Below are 16,575 nucleotides of genomic sequence, written 5' to 3'. Positions count from 1 at the left end.
GTCGGGTGTAAAGCGGGCTAGAGCAGTGGCGGTGGTCGCAGATCCAGGCGGCGCATGACGCGGTCCACAAGATCCGGTGGCATCCCGGGCTCACGGCGGGCGGCCAGCGCCTCGCCGCGGCCCGCCTCCAGCACCTCCTTGCTGATCGCGCGCATCCGGCCGGTGTAGCGCAGCGTGTTCTCCACCGCCTTGGCGTCGTCGGCGGCCTCGGCGGCCTCCGGATCGGCGCGGGCCAGGCGGCGTTCGATGTTCTCGCGCAGCCGCTGGGAGATCTCGTCGGGGAAGTCCTCGCTGTTGGCGATCTCCCCGAGCCGGGACAGTTCGGCGCGCAGGATCCGGGTCCACAGCCGTCGCTCCAGCACCCGCTCGACCTCGGTGTCGGCCCGGACGCCGGTGGCGCGCACCACCAGCGGCAGCGTCGGACCCTGCAGCAGCAGCGTGAACAGCACCACCGCGAATGCGGTGAACAGGATCTCGGCCCGGCCCGGGAACGGCTCGCCCGAGTCGGTGGTGAACGGGACGGCCAGCGCCAGCGCCACGGTGACCACCCCGCGCATGCCCGCCCACCAGGTCACCACCGATTCCCGCCAGGTGTAGGGCTCGTCGGCCCGCCGCTCCCGCCACCACCGCTGGAACAGCGCGGTGGTGAGCAACAGCCAGATCAATCGCAGCGCCACCACCACGGCGATGACGACCGCCGCGCCGCCGAGCAACCGCTGCCAGCTCGGCCCGGTGGCCGCGAGCACCGTGGTCAGCTCCAGCCCGATCACCCCGAACGCGATGCCGGTGACCAGCATGTCGATGACCTCCCAGAACGAATCGCCGACGATCCGATAGGCCGCGTCGCTGAAATCCGTTGCGGCATCGGTGAGATAGAGCGCGCAGATCAGGACCGCGAGCACCGCCGAACCGTGCCAGTATTCGGCCAGTCCGTAGGCCGCGAACGGCAGCAGCAGTCCCAGCGCCACCTGCCAGGCCGCCTCGTCCAGCCGCCGCATCAACCAGCTCCCGGCCCAGCCGAGCACCACCCCCACCGCGATCGCGACCACGGCCGACACCACGAAATCCAGCAGCGTGTGCCAGGTCGAGAAGCGTCCGGTCACCACCGCCCGCAGGGCGACCTCGTAGAGCACCACCGCGGTCACATCGTTGAACAGGCCCTCCCCCTCGAGCACCGACACCAGCCGCCGCGGCAGCCCGAGCCGATCCGCCATCGCGCCGACCGCCACCGGATCCGGCGGCGCCACCACCGCCCCCAGCGCGAACGCCGCCGCCAGCGGCACCGCCGGATACCAGAGGTGGAACACGGCCGCCACCGCCGCGGCGGTCGCGACCACCAGCCCCACGGCCCGCAGCAGAATCGCCCCCGAATTCGCCGCGAACTGCTGCCAGGAGGTCCGCCGCGCCGACGCGTACAGCAGCGGCGGAAGCACCAGCGGCAGAATGAGCTCCGGCGAGATCTTGATATTCGGCACCGCCGGGATCAGCGCCAGGACCAACCCGAACACGGTCATCAGCACGGCCGGGGCGAGCCCCGTCCGCCGCCCCAGCGGCTGCGCCAGAATCGTCGCGAACGCCAGCACGAACAGCAGAATCAGTTGCTCCACGACCGCTCAGTCTGCTTCGTTCCCGCACCGAAGTCACCGAACCGCCGCGGTGCGTCAACAGGTTTCGCTCGTTGACCCGCGGCAGCCACCGGCCTACCGTCGCGGGATGCGAATCCTGCCGACGGTCGCGGCAACGAGACTTCGGGCGGTCGAGGGGTGGAATACGGATCCGGACCTAGAACGTGCTGTGAACCTGGCCGATTACATGGGCGAGCGCGGAGAGATCACCCTCGCCGAGGCGCTCGACGTCCTGCACCCGGGCGGAACCCGAGCCGCCAAGACTGCTTCGCTGAACCGAGTGGTCGCCGCCGTGCGTGCCTGCTCCGCCGATGTCGAGTTGGATACGACCGGAGCCCGGCATCCGGAGGGCCGCACGATCGGATTCGTCGCGGAGCGGGCAACCGAATCCGAGCCCCGGCTTGCCGAATTGGGCACGGTCGGAACGAGATTCGTGGATGGGCAGACGGCCACGGTGAGCCGGGACGGTAAGCCGCTGGTCCGGGTATTCCTGAGCTACAGCGCCGAGGACGAGCGCCGGGCGGGGGAGTTGTGGAAGCGGTTGTCGGAGTTCGCGGCCATCGATAACCGATTCCAGTTCGAGTTCTGGGATTTCAAGTCGGAGAGTTTGTTGCCGGGGGATGACTGGCATCGGAAGGTACTGGACGCGGTTGATCGGGGCGATCTCGGAATCTTCGCCGTCAGTCGGCATTTCCTGGCGAGTGAATACATTCACCGGCACGAGCTGCCGTCGTTCGTGGAACGCAATGCCGCCGTGCCGGTGCTGCTGGAGAAGATGGATCTGGACAAGGTCGATCTGAAAGGATTGGAGGGCAGGCAGATCTTCCGGCCGGCCGGTCGCGCCTTCGATCAATTGCGTGGGAATGCCGCGAAAAATACCTGGGTGCAGGCACTTCGGGACGCAGTGCACAATGTCCTCGATTGCCGCTCCGTGGCTGCGCGTCCGACCGACGGCACCCGCGACCACCGCTCCGACCGGAAGCGATCGGCGCGAGCCCGGCTGACCGACCTGGACTCGGTGCCCTTCCTCACCAGGGTCCTGGGCCGTCCCGGGAAACTCCCGGGAGACCCGGAACAGGCTGTGGTACAGGGTGGTTCGCGCGTCGACGCGGTCGATCACCTGCTCGGATGGGCGTCCTCCGGACGGTCTCCGCTCGCGGCGGTGCTGGGGGAGTACGGCACCGGAAAGACGATCACCTGCCAATCGGTGATGCGCGAGATCCAGTCGCAGCGAGAGCACGGCCGGACCGACCTACCCGAGCCGCTGTACTTCGACCTGCGCAATGTGAGCGGCCTGCGACAGCGAGAACAGGTCCCGACCCTGACCGAGATCCTCGACGAGTGCGTGCGACGAGGCTGGAGCGCAGGCGAATCCGGACGGCCCACCGCGACCGAACTGCTCGAGCGTGCCAAACGGGTGACGGTGCTGTTCATCATCGACGGACTCGACGAGGCACTAGTGCACCTGGACGGCGGCGACGGGTCGATCTTCACCCGAGAACTGTTGAGCCTGCGCCCACCTCGCGGCGGCAGCGACCCGGTGGCGGGCCCGGACACCAAGGTCCTGCTGTCCTGCCGGACGCATTACTTCCGCACCGTCGCAGAGCAATACGGGCAGTTCATCGGCCAGCACCGCGACATCGCCGAAGGAGACGACTTCGAGGCGTTGCTCCTGCTCCCGTTCACCGAAGACCAGATCCGCGACTACCTGGCTCGCGCCGTCCCCGACCGCGACTCCGGCCAAGTCTACGACATGCTCACAAGTCTCCACGACCTCGGCGACCTCACCAGCCGCCCGGTCACCTTGAAGCTTGTGGCACAACAGGTTTCGTTCATCGAGCGGAGACGAGCGGCCGGGAAGCCCGTGTACGCGGCCGATATCTACCACCGCGTCGTCGAGGAGTGGCTGGAACGCGACAAGGGCAAGGAGCAGCTGCGGGCACGCGACAAACTGACCCTGATGGCTCGCCTGTCGGCGTGGATGTGGCGGCAGAACAGCCGCACGGTCGATCTGGGGGCCATCGAGGATTGGCTGCACGAGCAGCTGACCGCCGATCCGGCGCTCGGCCGCAGGTACGGGCGGATCGACCCCGAACTGCTGGAGGAGGACCTCCGCACGGCCACCTTCCTGGTTCGGCAGGACAGTTCGGACGAATCCGAGACCGAGGGATTCCGCTTCGCGCACAGCTCTTTTCAGGAGTACTTCCTGGCCCGGTACCTGCTGGAAGCCGTGGAGGACCATCGGCCCGGCGACTGGGCCCTGCAGCCCGGTGACGAAACACTCGACTTCCTCGGCCAATTGATCCACGGCCATCGCGACACCGGGGTGCTGGTATCGACCCTGCGCGAATGGAGTCGCCGCTATCACCGCGTCGCGAGCGAACTGCTGCTGCAGTACGTCCTGCTCGCCGAATACCGGGACTGGCCGTGCCCCGATCTCGACGGCATCGACCTGACCGGCGCGGACCTTCTCGGCTCGATGATGATCGGGACTCCGGAGAACCCGGTGAACCTGTCCGGGGCCCGGCTGTCCGGTGCGGATCTGCGCGAATGCAGGCTGGACCATGTGGATCTCACCGCTGCGCACCTCGAGTCGGCACGGCTCGATCATGCGGTCCTGCACGATTGCCGACTCACCCGAGCCGACCTGACCGGCGCGGACCTGTCGGATGCCTTTCTGCACGACTGCCGGTTACATAGCGCCGTTCTGGCCGGTGCGGACTTGCGTGGCCTACGCCACGCGGGCCTCGATATCGCACTGCCCCTCTCATCGACCGCACAGCGGGTCGAATTGACCACGGTGACAGGGCAATTCGTGAGGACTGCCGCGGTCGCGTGGTCACCCGACGGTACCCGATTTCTGTCCGGCAGCGGAGAAGGGACGGCACGGATATGGGATGCCGGGAGCGGGGAACCGCTGCTCGTCCTGCCCGGTGGTGCGCGCGGCATCCAATCGGTGGCGTGGTCGCCGGAGGGGGCGACGATTCTGACCGGTGCCCGTGACGGATCGGTGCGCATGTGGAATGCCGCCACCGGTGAGCTGCTGCGATTGTTCGCGGCAGGGGAGGGCTGGGTCGGTACGGTGTCGTGGTCACCCGACGGAACGAGATTTCTCGTCGTCGGCAGCGGCTGGACCGCGGAGATACGAGACGCGGCGACCGGCAGATTGGTGAGGGAACTGGTCGGTCCCGTGGACCTGCCGAGGATCGGAGCTTGGTCGCCGGACGGGCGCCGAGTGCTGATCGGAGGTTGCGACGGATCGCTACTGATGTGGGATGTCGACACCGGGCGATCGAGGGAATGGGTCGGCCACACCGATGAGGTGACATCCATGGCCTGGTCGCCGGACGGATGCCGGGTACTGACCGGTGGGGAGGACGGGTCGGCCCTGGTGCGGGATGTCGACACCGGCGAGCCTGTGCTGATCTTGGCCACCTCCCAAGGGGCTACTTCGGCGGCGTGGTCGCCCGACGGTACGAGACTGCTCACCTCCGACCGTGCCGGGCATGTGACGATCTGGGACGCCGAGCGAGGTGTCGCCCTGTCGACGCTGCACGATGACGACGACAAGGCGGCGGTCGCCTGGTCACCCGACGGCACCCGAATCCTCACCGGAAGCGTCCTCGGGACGGTGAGTGTGCGAGACGTCCGAACCGGTCGGATAATGCACTGCGGCTACGGGTTCTCCTGGATCGAGACGGTGGCGTGGTCGCCCGACGGTTCCGAGATCGTTCTCACGGGCAGCGGCGTCGGCTGGCCGACGAAGGTGCTCAGCGCCGACACCGGTGAGCTGCGAGCCGTGTTCCCGGCGGGCGGCGCATCGGTGGCATGGTCACCGCAGGGCACTCGCATACTGGCGGCCAACAGTGCGGCGGTGGTCGTGTGGGACATCCGCAGCGGTGAACCGGCGTGGAGGCTGCAAGGAAATGGGATGGTGGAGGCGGTGGCGTGGTCGCCGGACGGCACCCGGGTGTTCGTCGGCTGCACCGACGAGGTCGTCACGTCGTGGGCGGTCGGGAGTGATCGGCCCGTGCTACTGGCCGATTTCAGCCACACCGCCAAGTCGGCGGCCTGGTCGCCGGACGGCACTCGGATACTCGTCGGAACCGAGGCCGACGGGACGCAGATCTGGGACGTCGATCACCTGGAATGCGTGCTGACCCTGCGCGACACCGAGGCGGTGCGTGCGGTGGCCTGGTCCCCAGACGGCGATCGAATCCTGACCGGCGATGGCGAAGGGGCGGTCTGCGTATGGGATGCCACGGACGGAGAGTTGTTGCGGCAGTTGGCCGGTCACCGGGACCGAGTGCGCGCGGTGGCCTGGGCGCCGCACGGCGACCGGGTGCTGACCGGTAGTGACGACCAGTCCGTGCGGATGCTGGATGCCGCCACCGGCGAGCAGCTGCGGGAGTTGATCGGTCATACCGACTGGGTGCGGGCGGTCGCCTGGTCCCCGGACGGTACACGGGTGGCGTCCTGCGGCTGCGACGGGTCGGTGCGGATCTGGGACGCAGACTCCGGCCACGAAATCCTGCACATCGCCGTGCTCCCCGACGGCGAAATCGCCTCGTGGACACCCGGAGCCGACGCCCTCCGGTACGCCACCGCAGGCGCATGGCGGCACCTGCGCGCCGCATGCTACGACGCCGAGGGCCGCATTCTCGGCCTGCAACCGCACGAGCCGTACTTCACTCCCGAGATCGCGCCCGCCGCAGGGCAACGAACCTTGGGCACCACTCGCTTCGGACGGTACTTCCGGCCGCTACTGCCGGTGGCCCCGGCCGAAACGACAAGCGCCGCCGGAGTTCCCGGCGGCGCTCGTCGTGTCCGAAGGACCTAATCCAGGTAGTCCCGCAAGACCTGCGACCGGCTCGGGTGGCGCAGCTTGCTCATCGTCTTCGACTCGATCTGGCGGATGCGCTCGCGCGTCACCCCGTAGACCTGGCCGATCTCGTCCAGCGTGCGGGGCTGGCCGTCGGTGAGGCCGAAGCGGAGGCGGACCACGCCCGCCTCGCGCTCGGACAGCGTCTCCAGCACCGACTGCAGCTGGTCCTGCAGCAGGGTGAAGCTCACCGCGTCGACGGCGACTACCGCCTCGCTGTCCTCGATGAAATCGCCGAGCTGCGAGTCGCCCTCGTCGCCGATGGTCTGGTCCAGCGAGATGGGCTCCCGGGCGTACTGCTGGATCTCCAGCACCTTCTCCGGGGTGATGTCCATCTCCTTGGCCAGCTCCTCCGGAGTGGGCTCGCGGCCCAGATCCTGGAGCAGCTCGCGCTGGATGCGGCCCAGCTTGTTGATGACCTCGACCATGTGCACCGGAATACGGATGGTGCGGGCCTGGTCGGCCATCGCGCGGGTGATGGCCTGCCGGATCCACCAGGTGGCGTAGGTGGAGAACTTGTAGCCCTTGGTGTAGTCGAACTTCTCGACCGCGCGTATCAGGCCCAGGTTGCCCTCCTGGATCAGGTCCAGGAACGCCATGCCGCGGCCGGTGTAGCGCTTGGCCAGCGACACCACCAGGCGCAGGTTGGCCTCGAGCAGATGGTTCTTGGCGCGGTTGCCGTCGCGCATGATCCAGTTCAGGTCGCGGCGGGCCTGCATGGGCAGCTTCTCGCCGCCGTCGGTCAGCTCGCGGACCTTCTCGGTGGCGTAGAGCCCGGCCTCGATGCGCTTGGCGAGCTCGACCTCCTCCTCCGCGTTGAGCAGCGCGACCTTACCGATCTGCTTGAGGTAGGCGCGCACCGAGTCGGCGGAGGCGGTGAGCTCGGCGTCCTTGCGGGCCTGCCGCAGCGCCTCGGACTCCTCCTCGTCCCAGACGAAGTCGCCGGACGCCTTGTCCTTCTCGGACGGCTCCTCGGCTTCCTCCGCGTCGGCCTCGTCGTCCTCGACGGTGACCTCCTCGTCGGCGAGGTCGGCGTCGTCGGCCAAATCGTCGTCGGAGACGTCGATATCACCGAGGTCGTCCAGTTCCAACGACTCGTCTTCGAGGGTCTCTTCGACCTCGTTCTCGGCGCCGGGCGCGCCCTTCTTGGCCGCCGCCTTCTTCGCGGGCGCCTTCTTGGCGGCCTTCTTGGCCGGCGCCTTCTTCGCCGCGGCCTTCTTGGCCGGGGCCTTCTTGGCCGGGGCCTTCTTCGCGGCAGCCTTGCGGACCGGCCGTGCTGCGGTACCTTCTGCGGAGTCGGCGGCTTCGGCCGATTCGGCGGTCTGTCGGGTATTCGTGGCTACCACGTACGCCCTTTCGTGACGGTCTCGTGCGGCGTCACGCCAGAGTTGATCATTCCGGCGGAGCGGTTCTGTCGGGGGTTAAACCCGGCTCTCCGGCCGGGGTCGGTTCCGGCTCACCGCCGGGCATGTGTTCCATTGTAACGATCGAACAGGGATGCTCATGGCGCGATACCGCCATCGACGGCCATGGCGGCCCCCACAATGCCCGCGGTGTTCTTCAGATGCGCGGCCACGACCGGAGTTCGGTTGCCGAGCAAGGGAATCCAGTGCTCGGCGTCGCGGCTGATGCCGCCGCCCGCCACGATCACGTCCGGCCACAGCAGATTTTCCAGGGTGATCAGTACCTTCGTCACCTCGCCCGCCCACGCCTTGTAGGACAGGTCCTTTCGCTCCTTCACCGAGGAGGCGGCGCGGTGCTCGGCCTCCTTGCCCTTGACCTCGATATGTCCGAATTCCGTGTTGGGGACCAGCGTGCCGTGATAGAGCAGGGCCGAGCCGATCCCGGTGCCGAAGGTGAGCAGCATGACCAGGCCCTCGATATTGCGGGCCGCGCCGTAGCGGTCCTCGGCCATGCCGGCGGCGTCGGCGTCGTTGAGCACCACCACCTCGCGGCCGTCCAGCGCCAGCGAGAACAGCTGCCGCGCGTCGGTGTCGACCCACGCCTTGTCGATATTGGCGGCGGTGCGGGCAATGCCGTTGACCACCACGCTGGGCAGGGTGATGCCGACGGGGCCGTCCCAGTCCGACTGCGCCACCAGCTTGGCGACCGTCTCGGCGACGGCGTTCGGGGTCGAAGGCTGCGGAGTGGCGATCTTGATGCGGTCGTGCGCGAGCTCGCCGGTGGCCAGGTCGACCACCGCGCCCTTGACGCCGCTCCCCCCGATATCGATACCGAAAGCTAGCCCCCGAGTGGACATACGACTCCTCGTTCGCTGTGGTGCCAGGTCGAAAACACGCGCGCGCGGCACAATACACGCCGCTGTGTGGTGGGTTGCTCGACGGACGGGTCTGTGTCGTGCACGACAAGCCTAATGCGCGCCGCGCCGGATCTGTGCTGCGATGGGTGTCGTGCCCGATTCGAACCCCGTGAACTCACCCGCCCCCGTCCCCGCCGATCCCGCCGTCGACCCGTCCGAGATCGCCGAATTGCGCCGGATCGCAGTTCATCTCGCCGAGACCGCCGCCGCGCACGTGCGTGCCCGCCGACGCGAGGTGTTCGACGCCGCCGATGCCCGCCCCGACGATGCCGTGCAGGCCAAGAGCTCACCCACCGACCCGGTCACCGTCGTCGACACCGAGACCGAGCAGCTGATCCGGGCCCTGCTGACCGAGCTGCGTCCCGGCGAGCGGGTGCTCGGCGAGGAGGGCGGCGGCAGCCTGGGCGGCGAGTCGGAGATCGTATGGGTCGTCGACCCGATCGACGGCACCGTGAACTTCATGTACGGCCTGCCCGCCTACGCGGTCTCGGTGGCCGCCATGCGCGGCGGGCGGTCGCTGGCCGGGTCGGTCGTCGACGTCGACCGCGCGGTCACCTACAGCGCCGGGCTGGCGGCGGGCGCCACCCGCACCGGCGTCGACGGCACGGCGCTCCCGTTGCGCTGCACCGCCGTCGACTCGGTGTCGATGGCGCTGGTGGCGACCGGCTTCGGCTACGGCGCCGCCCGGCGGGCGCGGCAGGGCCGGTTGGTGGCCGAGCTGCTGCCGCGGGTGCGCGACATCCGCCGCGTCGGCTCCGCCGCCCTGGATATGTGCATGGTGGCCGCCGGGATGGTCGACGCCCACTACGAGCACGGCCTCAACACCTGGGACTGGGCCGCCGGCGCCCTGATCGCCGCCGAGGCGGGTGCCCGCCTGTCGCTGCCGCCCGCGGGCTCGGTGAGCAAGACGGGCGAACTCACGGTGGCCGCCGCCCCCGGCATCGCCGACGAACTGCTCGAATTGTTCGACCACCTCGGCGTGTCGGAGGCGATTCCGCAGAACTGACCCGTCATTCCGGCGTGAGAACTGACCCGTCATTCCGGGGGCTGTCGGCCGGAATCAGCAGCGACCCTTGCGCGCCGCGTCGAGCAGGCCCGAGTCGATGCTCGGGCCGCCCGGCGCGGGGTTCTTCAGGGCCTTGAGGACCTCCTCGGCATTGGTGTCGGGGTGCAGGTCGTTGCTGAACAGCTCACCCAGGGCCAGATCGACCGAGTCGTCGCCGCGCTGGTCCTCGATCAGCTCGGCGCAGGGGGCGATCAGCTGCACCGACGCGGCGGCCGGGCGACCGTTGACCCCGTACCGGATCTGGCCGGTGCACTGGAGGTCGCCGTTGACGTATACCGGATCGTTAGCGAACTGTGGCGCGGGCGGACTCGCGAAGCCGTAATCGGCCAGCCGCGAGGCGATGTGCTCGGCCAGCCCGCGCTGCCCCGAGGCGTTGTACACGCGCACCTTGGACTGCGCCAGCGGCGCCGGTTCCACGTCGTGCAGCCGCGATGGCGACACCCGCTGTCCCAGCGGCGCGGGCTTGGGCGCGTTCGGGTCCGCGGCCGGGGTCGGCGAGTTGCAGGCCATCGCCGCATGCCCGTGCCCCTCGGTGGTCATCGCCTTGATCCACACGATGGCGCAGATGAGGGCGAGGATCGCGACCATGGCGACCCAGGGCTGGTAGCGGCGGCGGAGGAACGGGCGCCCCTTGTCGTCGACGGTGCGGCCCTCGGTGATCAGTGAAACCACATGCACACCATACGAGTTGGCCGGGAGTGATCTTGCATGTGGACACCCCGCGCGCCCGCGATCCGGGCCGGATATCGCTCCGGTAACGATTCGCTGGACAGTCGACTACGGAATCCGGTGTCGGGTATGGGCCGTGGTGACGATTGCCAGTCAGTTTCGGCCGAGGTGGGTTTTGATTGCGACTTTTGCTCCGCTGTCCGCTATTGTCTGGCGGCCCGATCCAATCGACTGATGTGAATCAGGGGAGCGATTTCGGGAACAACCAGGGCATGTCCTGCGTTGACCGAGCGCGATCCGGTACGGATCTCCGAGATCCGGGCCGGTCGGTGACCGGTGTACACGTGACGTACACCACGGCGGGACGGTGCTCGTCGAGTCGATTCCGGTAGGGGATCGACGCGGAGGGGGCCGGTCCGGGATATACGGAGTAAGGACGAGGGGAAGACGACATGGCAACCGACTATGACGCACCGAGGCGCACCGAATCCGACGAGGTGTCGGAGGACTCGCTCGAGGAGTTGAAGGCTCGTCGCAACGAAGCCGCGTCCGCCGTCGTGGATATCGACGAATCCGATACCGCGGAGTCGTTCGAGCTTCCCGGCGCGGATCTGTCCGAGGAGGTGCTGTCGGTTCGGGTGATCCCGAAGCAGGCCGACGAGTTCACCTGCTCGAGCTGCTTCCTTGTGCATCACCGGAGCCGGCTCGCCAGCGAGGCGGGCGGTCAGTTGATCTGCATGGACTGCGCGGCCTGAGCGTCGAGAGCGTAATCAGGTAATTCAGTCAGCCCGCGCTCGGCACGCCGAGCGCGGCCGGGGCCTGCCCGGGTCCCGGTACGCACGCTGACGCTCCTGTCGGGGCACAGCCCGCACCCGACAGGCTCTTTCGGCCGGCGCGGCCGCCCTGCGGCCCGCGCGTGGCCGGTTCACCGGGCGCTCGGCACCCCGAGCGCCGCCAGGACCTTCTCCGGCCGACGCGTGCTGATCAGCCAGTACGGCGTCGGGTCGTCCGGATCGTCGAGGACGAGCAGCACCATGGGCCCGATCCAGGGCCGGTGCTGGACGTAGGCGGCCGGGTCGAGTTGGCGACCGAGCGCCGCACTCTTCGCACTCACCGGCACCGCCGCAGCCCGGGCCACATACGTTACCGGCAGATGGGCCTTGCCCGTGCGCAATTCGAGCGTGCCGTCGGCATCGGATACCACTTCTACGCGATTGCGGCCCATCCACAGCAGGACCCACGTGGCGATCGGCAGCAGCACCGCGTACGGCAGCCACGACTGCACCCCCGGCGCGCCCATGTGCAGCGTCGCCGCGAGCAGCGTGATGATGCCGAGACCGGCCGGCCACCACCACAGGGGAGCCCACTGACGCTCGGAGTAGACGGGTGTGGTCGGGGTGGAGCCGGAAGCTGCCGGCGGCTGGTCGGACACGACATCAGACTAGGTCAGTGCGGCCGAGCGCGAACGCGTAGGCTCGCTGTACGTGACCGGTATTCCACCTATCTCCCTGCTGCGGCTCGATCCCGGCATCCCCGTCCCGACGCGCGCCCACGAAGGCGACGCGGGAGTGGACCTGTGCACCACCGAGGACGTCATCCTGGAGCCGGGGGAGCGGGTGCTCGTCGGCACCGGTATCGCCGTGGCGCTGCCGGTCGGCACCGTCGGACTGATCCATCCCCGCTCGGGCCTGGCCGCCAAGACCGGTCTATCGATCGTCAACACCCCTGGCACGGTGGACGCCGGATACCGGGGCGAGATCAAGGTGTGCCTGATCAACCACGATCCCCGCACCGCGATCGAGCTGCGGCGCGGCGACCGGATCGCGCAGCTGGTGGTGCAGCGCGTGGAACTGGTCGACTTCGTCGAGGTCGAGCGGCTCGACGAAACCTCGCGCGGCGCAGGGGGTTACGGATCCAGTGGCGGGCATGCGAGCCTGGCCACAGGGGTCGGCGGGGTGGGCCCGGCCGACAAGGAGGCATGACGATGTTCGGACGGAAGAAGAAGCGCTCGGAGGAAGACCTACAGCGGTCGGAGTATCACGACGACGCCGAGGATTACGGCTACGACGAGTACGAGGACGACCGGTACGCGGACGAGGAGTACGAGGACGGCGGCGAGTACGACGACTACGCCGAACCCGCCCGCGCGGCAACCGAATACGACGACGAGCCCGCCGCCGACTCGGGACCGCGCACCGGCCCCTACGACTACGAGGACGTCGCCGACCGGCTGGCCGCGGTCGCCGAGCAGCGCCTGGACCTGGGTTCGGTGATCCTGCCGGTCCCGCCCGGCGGCCAGCTGCAAGTGGAGATGACCCCGGACGGCACCCCGCAGGCGGTGCACCTGGCGACCCCGCACGGCCGGTTGACCGTCGCCGCCTACGCGGCCCCCAAGTCGCCGGGCCAATGGCGCACCGTCGCCGCGGATCTGGCCGATTCGCTGCGCACCGACGGCGCGCAGGTATCGATGCAGACCGGGCCTTGGGGGCGCGAGCTGCACGCCGTCACCGAGGGCGCGGACCTGCGCTTCATCGGCGTGGACGGTTACCGCTGGATGGTCCGGCTGGTCGCGGCGGGCCCGTCGGGCGCCGCGGACGACGGCCAGCCGCTGGTCGCCGCGGCCCGGGCGATCCTGGCCGAGACGGTGGTCCGCCGCGGCGACGAGCCGCTGCCGGTCCGCGAGCCGCTGCCGGTGGTGCTCCCGCAGGAACTGGCCGACCAGCTGATCGCCGCCCATCAGCAGCAGATCCAGGCCCAGCAGCAGGCCCGCGCGGCCCAGGCCGCCGAGGCCCAGGCCCACGCCACCGGCCAGTTCCCGGTGGTCCCCCCGGACCAGCAGGAACCCCGCCGCGGCGCGGAAGGCTCGGCCATGCAACAACTACGCCGCAACTGAGCTGTGTCATTGGCGCCGCCTCCGGCGTCGCGGTTTGCGGCCTCGTGACCCCGTCGTTCGGCACCCGCTGCTCGCGACTTCGTCGCATGCGCAGCGGGCACCGAACGACGGGGCGGCCGCAAACGGGGTCCGATCACGTCATCCGGCGTGTACCGCCGTCCCCGTCGTCCTGGCGTCTGCCGTTTTCGTCGTCCTGGCGTCTGCGGTCTTCGTCGTCCTGGCGTCTGCGGTCTTCGTGATCCTGGCGTCTGCGGTCTTCGTGATCCTGGCGTCTGCGGTCTTCGTGATCCTGGCGTCTGCGGTCTTCGTGATCCTGGCGTCAGCGGTCCTCGTCATCCCGGCGTCAGCCGTACTCGTGATCCCGGCATGCTTTTGGCCGGGATCGGCCTACCCCGCGAATGCCTGGGCGACCGCGAGGCTGTCCTCGTAGACGTGGTGGCGGGTGACCAGGCCGTTTTCGATGGTGAGGTGGAGGGCGAAGCGGGCGCGGTAGGGGCGGTTGGTGGGGCGGGCGGTCTGGCGGATCTCGCCGAGTACCACCGCGTCCGTGCCGTCGACGAGGATGCGTTCCACGACGGTGTCCACCTCCTCCGGCACGTGGTGGCGGGTCAGTTCCCGGTAGTGGTCGGCCGCGTCGGCCCGGGTGCTGCGGTGCCGGATCCACGGAGTCTCGGCGCGGCCGTGCTCGGCCTCGGGCCAGTTCAGCTTCCAGTCTCCGACCGGGGCGTACAGCTCGGCGATGTGGTCCGGATCGCCCGCGCCGATGCGGCGCAACAGTTCCGCCACGACCCTGCGGGTCTCGGCGGCGGTGTCGATGGTCACGGTGTCACTGGCGCGGGACGTGGTCATGATCACCACTGTGCCCCGGTCGGGTGCGAGGGTCGATTACCCGACAGGTAATGGACTCGGCCCCAACGATTTCGGCGTCAGCGGTGCGCGGCGTGGCGGTGCGTCAGCCGGGCCAGGCCACGGGCGCCGAGCACGCCCGGATCCGCGCCGAGCTCGGCCAGGGTGATGCGGTGCAGGTCGGCGCGCGGGATCAGATCGGCCCACTGCTCGGCCACCGCGATCGGGTGCACCGGGTCGTCGACGGCGGCCACGACCGTGGCCGGAACCGGCAGCGCCGCAAGGGTTTCCGAGGCGGGCCAGGGGTAGGCGGCGGCCTCGTCGAGGGCCTGCGGCAGGTGCGGCCACTGCGCGGTCCAGGACTGGGTCAGCGCGGCCGCCAGCCAGGGCGGGCTGCTGTCGCGCATGCGCGCCACCACCGCGTCGAGCCCGTCGGCGCGCAGCTGCGCGGCGGTCGCGGCGGCGCTGAGGGCTGCCGGGCACCCGGCGGCGTCGGGGCCGATCCACCCCGGCAGCGCCGCGATCACCCCGAACGCGGAATCGGCACGCCCGCAGGCCCATTCGACGGCGATCGCCGCCCCCAGCGAGATCCCGGCGGCCAGCACCGCGCCCGAGCGGGCGGCGGTGTCGAGGGCGGCGCGGCAGCTGGCCACCACCGCGCGCGGATCCGGTTCGACCGCCAGGAACGGCAGATCCAGTGCGGCACAGGCGGGTCCGAAGGCGCGCCGGGCGAAGTCGGCGTCGGATCCGGTGCCGGGCAGGGCGACCACGAGCGCCGGGCGGGGAAGATCGGGCACGCGCCGAGCCTACGCGGCGCCCGGGGTGGTTCGGCGGAGGCGGGCATGGGTAATCGTTATGGGTACGATCATCGCCGCGGCGGTGGGTGCGCGTAGAGGAAATCGATGCCCGCCTCCCGGTGGCGTCGGCCTCGAGATCCGGCGAGGATCTCAACTACAGTGGCGAGCAAAGTCGGCCGACCGGCCGAACCTCGAGAAGTCTGGTAACCGGAGACGACGTGCGAGCACGCCGTCCGCAGTGCAGGAAGAGTGCGAGATGCCTTTCACGGGCGCGAACCGGACCGCGGGCAAGGCGGGCCCCGACAGCGGCTATTTCCGCCGCCTGGGCCGCCGCCTGACCGCCGATCTCGGCACCCTCGACGCCGAGGAGCTGGCCGAGACCTCCGAGGCCAGCGGGGCCTGCCGGGCCGCCGAATGCCGGCGCGGCGAGGAGGTCACCATGCTGGGCCGGCTGCGCAGCGTGGACGCCTGCCCGTCGGCGGCCACCGCCAACCTGGAGGCCGAATTCTTCGACGGCACCGACGCGGTCGCGCTGGTGTGGATCGGTCGGCGTCGCATCCCGGGAATCGAACCCGGACGCCGTATCCTGGTCCGCGGCCGCATCGGGGAACGCGATGGCGCCAAGGTCATGTACAACCCCTACTACGAACTTCGCGGGAATTCCTGACCCATGCCGATACCCCGGAACGACGACGGCGCCGAGCGCGCCACCCTGGCCGACGACGAACGCACCGCCGTATTACCGGTCGTGCCGCCCGAGGATTACGCCGACACCGATCGCGCCCGCGCCGCCGCGGTCGACGACGAGCCCGGCCGCGCGGAGGAGCTGGAACAGACCCTGCTCGAGCAGCTGGGCGGCATCAGCGGCCTGATCTACTCCACCCTGCCGGTGGTGGTGTTCGTGCCCGCCAACGCGCTGTGGGGGCTCACCGGCGCGATCTGGGCGGCACTCGCCGTGGCCGCCGCGATCCTGGTGTGGCGCCTGGTGCGCCGATCGCCGATCCAACCCGCCATCTCCGGTTTCCTCGGCGTGGGCGTGTGCGCGCTCATCGCCTACCGGATGGGTGCGGCCAAGGGCTTCTTCCTGTTCGGCATCTGGGCCAGCCTGCTGTACGGGGGCGTGTTCCTGGCGTCGCTGGTGGTGCGCTGGCCGCTGGCCGGGGTGATCTGGGGCGTGCTCAACGGGCACGGCACCGAGTGGCGCTCCGATCGCCGCGTGCTGCGCCTCTACGATCTGGCGACCGTGGTGTGGGTGGTGGTGTTCGGCGCCCGCTTCCTGGTGCAGCAGCACTTCTACGAATCCGACAGCACCGGCCTGCTCGCCATCGCCCGCATCGCCATGGGCTGGCCGCTGACCGCGGTCGCGTTGCTGGTCACGGTGTGGGCCGTGCGTCGCGCCGGGCATCTGCCCGCCTCCTCGGCGCGCGATTGAACCTTCGCGGCCGTCGCCGCGAACAACCGGACGAGAACCTCTGCG

The 16,575-nt window shown here is 69.7% G+C and carries 14 protein-coding genes; 7 read left to right on the top strand and 7 right to left on the bottom strand.

From position 1 onward, the window contains the following. Positions 1 to 17: 17 nt before the first annotated feature. Positions 18 to 1,607 (bottom strand): Na+/H+ antiporter, encoded by a 1,590-nt coding sequence (locus HPY32_RS40420; RefSeq protein ID WP_067587322.1) that lies wholly within the window; start codon positions 1,605 to 1,607, stop codon positions 18 to 20. Positions 1,608 to 1,713: 106 nt separating this feature from the next. On the opposite strand from HPY32_RS40420, the gene HPY32_RS40415 reads away from it, so the two are divergent. Next, positions 1,714 to 6,465 (top strand): eIF2A-related protein, encoded by a 4,752-nt coding sequence (locus HPY32_RS40415; protein WP_082871310.1) that lies wholly within the window; start codon positions 1,714 to 1,716, stop codon positions 6,463 to 6,465. On the opposite strand, the gene HPY32_RS40410 is transcribed toward HPY32_RS40415, so the two are convergent. Further along, positions 6,462 to 7,853, bottom strand: a complete 1,392-nt coding sequence (locus tag HPY32_RS40410; RefSeq protein WP_067587328.1) for an RNA polymerase sigma factor — start codon at positions 7,851 to 7,853, stop codon at positions 6,462 to 6,464. The two genes, HPY32_RS40415 and HPY32_RS40410, sit on opposite strands and share 4 nt — an antisense overlap. A gap of 155 nt (positions 7,854 to 8,008) precedes the next feature. Beyond that, positions 8,009 to 8,767: a polyphosphate--glucose phosphotransferase gene (gene ppgK / locus HPY32_RS40405; RefSeq protein WP_067587331.1), complete on the bottom strand. Its 759-nt coding sequence runs from the start codon at positions 8,765 to 8,767 to the stop codon at positions 8,009 to 8,011. A 142-nt stretch (positions 8,768 to 8,909) separates the two neighbouring features. Here ppgK and HPY32_RS40400 point away from each other — a divergent pair, with 142 nt between their 5' ends. Then, positions 8,910 to 9,833, top strand: a complete 924-nt coding sequence (locus HPY32_RS40400; protein ID WP_082871311.1) for an inositol monophosphatase family protein — start codon at positions 8,910 to 8,912, stop codon at positions 9,831 to 9,833. 54 nt (positions 9,834 to 9,887) lie between these two features. Here HPY32_RS40400 and cei read toward each other — a convergent pair whose 3' ends face one another. Further along, positions 9,888 to 10,565, bottom strand: coding sequence for an envelope integrity protein Cei (cei, locus tag HPY32_RS40395; protein WP_067595684.1), 678 nt, complete (start codon positions 10,563 to 10,565; stop codon positions 9,888 to 9,890). A 449-nt stretch (positions 10,566 to 11,014) separates the two neighbouring features. On the opposite strand from cei, the gene HPY32_RS40390 reads away from it, so the two are divergent. After that, positions 11,015 to 11,317, top strand: coding sequence for a DUF4193 domain-containing protein (locus HPY32_RS40390; protein WP_067587334.1), 303 nt, complete (start codon positions 11,015 to 11,017; stop codon positions 11,315 to 11,317). A 170-nt stretch (positions 11,318 to 11,487) separates the two neighbouring features. Here the strand turns inward: HPY32_RS40390 and HPY32_RS40385 are convergent, their stop codons facing one another. Further along, a complete protein-coding gene (locus HPY32_RS40385; RefSeq protein ID WP_067587337.1) occupies positions 11,488 to 11,994 on the bottom strand; it encodes a DUF3093 domain-containing protein in 507 nt (168 codons plus the stop codon). A 52-nt stretch (positions 11,995 to 12,046) separates the two neighbouring features. Here HPY32_RS40385 and dut point away from each other — a divergent pair, with 52 nt between their 5' ends. Further along, positions 12,047 to 12,544: a dUTP diphosphatase gene (gene dut / locus HPY32_RS40380; protein ID WP_082871312.1), complete on the top strand. Its 498-nt coding sequence runs from the start codon at positions 12,047 to 12,049 to the stop codon at positions 12,542 to 12,544. 2 nt (positions 12,545 to 12,546) lie between these two features. Then, on the top strand, positions 12,547 to 13,455 hold the full coding sequence (locus tag HPY32_RS40375) for a DUF3710 domain-containing protein (protein ID WP_067587343.1): 909 nt from the start codon (positions 12,547 to 12,549) through the stop codon (positions 13,453 to 13,455). Between the two features lie 387 nt (positions 13,456 to 13,842). Here the strand turns inward: HPY32_RS40375 and HPY32_RS40370 are convergent, their stop codons facing one another. Further along, positions 13,843 to 14,304 (bottom strand): nuclear transport factor 2 family protein, encoded by a 462-nt coding sequence (locus tag HPY32_RS40370; protein ID WP_067595686.1) that lies wholly within the window; start codon positions 14,302 to 14,304, stop codon positions 13,843 to 13,845. Between the two features lie 77 nt (positions 14,305 to 14,381). Further along, entirely contained in the window at positions 14,382 to 15,098 is a 717-nt protein-coding gene (locus HPY32_RS40365; protein ID WP_067587346.1) for an alpha/beta fold hydrolase, read from the bottom strand. Between the two features lie 256 nt (positions 15,099 to 15,354). Between HPY32_RS40365 and HPY32_RS40360 the strand changes: the two genes are divergently transcribed. Then, on the top strand, positions 15,355 to 15,765 hold the full coding sequence (locus tag HPY32_RS40360) for an OB-fold nucleic acid binding domain-containing protein (RefSeq protein WP_067595688.1): 411 nt from the start codon (positions 15,355 to 15,357) through the stop codon (positions 15,763 to 15,765). A 3-nt stretch (positions 15,766 to 15,768) separates the two neighbouring features. Further along, on the top strand, positions 15,769 to 16,530 hold the full coding sequence (locus tag HPY32_RS40355) for a DUF3159 domain-containing protein (protein WP_082871313.1): 762 nt from the start codon (positions 15,769 to 15,771) through the stop codon (positions 16,528 to 16,530). Positions 16,531 to 16,575 lie beyond the last annotated feature (45 nt).

This window comes from Nocardia terpenica (genome assembly GCF_013186535.1).
In the GTDB taxonomy this organism is placed as follows: Bacteria; Actinomycetota; Actinomycetes; order Mycobacteriales; family Mycobacteriaceae; genus Nocardia; species Nocardia terpenica.
This window is presented reverse-complemented; position numbering and strand designations above follow the sequence as displayed.

Coding starts and splice junctions, on each gene's coding strand:
- ppgK (WP_067587331.1), bottom strand. CDS start 8,767: ATGTCCACTCGGGGGCTAGCTTTCGGTATCGATATCGGGGGGAGCGGC.
- HPY32_RS40355 (WP_082871313.1), top strand. CDS start 15,769: ATGCCGATACCCCGGAACGACGACGGCGCCGAGCGCGCCACCCTGGCC.
- HPY32_RS40370 (WP_067595686.1), bottom strand. CDS start 14,304: ATGACCACGTCCCGCGCCAGTGACACCGTGACCATCGACACCGCCGCC.
- HPY32_RS40415 (WP_082871310.1), top strand. CDS start 1,714: ATGCGAATCCTGCCGACGGTCGCGGCAACGAGACTTCGGGCGGTCGAG.
- HPY32_RS40390 (WP_067587334.1), top strand. CDS start 11,015: ATGGCAACCGACTATGACGCACCGAGGCGCACCGAATCCGACGAGGTG.
- HPY32_RS40400 (WP_082871311.1), top strand. CDS start 8,910: ATGGGTGTCGTGCCCGATTCGAACCCCGTGAACTCACCCGCCCCCGTC.
- HPY32_RS40375 (WP_067587343.1), top strand. CDS start 12,547: ATGTTCGGACGGAAGAAGAAGCGCTCGGAGGAAGACCTACAGCGGTCG.
- HPY32_RS40360 (WP_067595688.1), top strand. CDS start 15,355: ATGCCTTTCACGGGCGCGAACCGGACCGCGGGCAAGGCGGGCCCCGAC.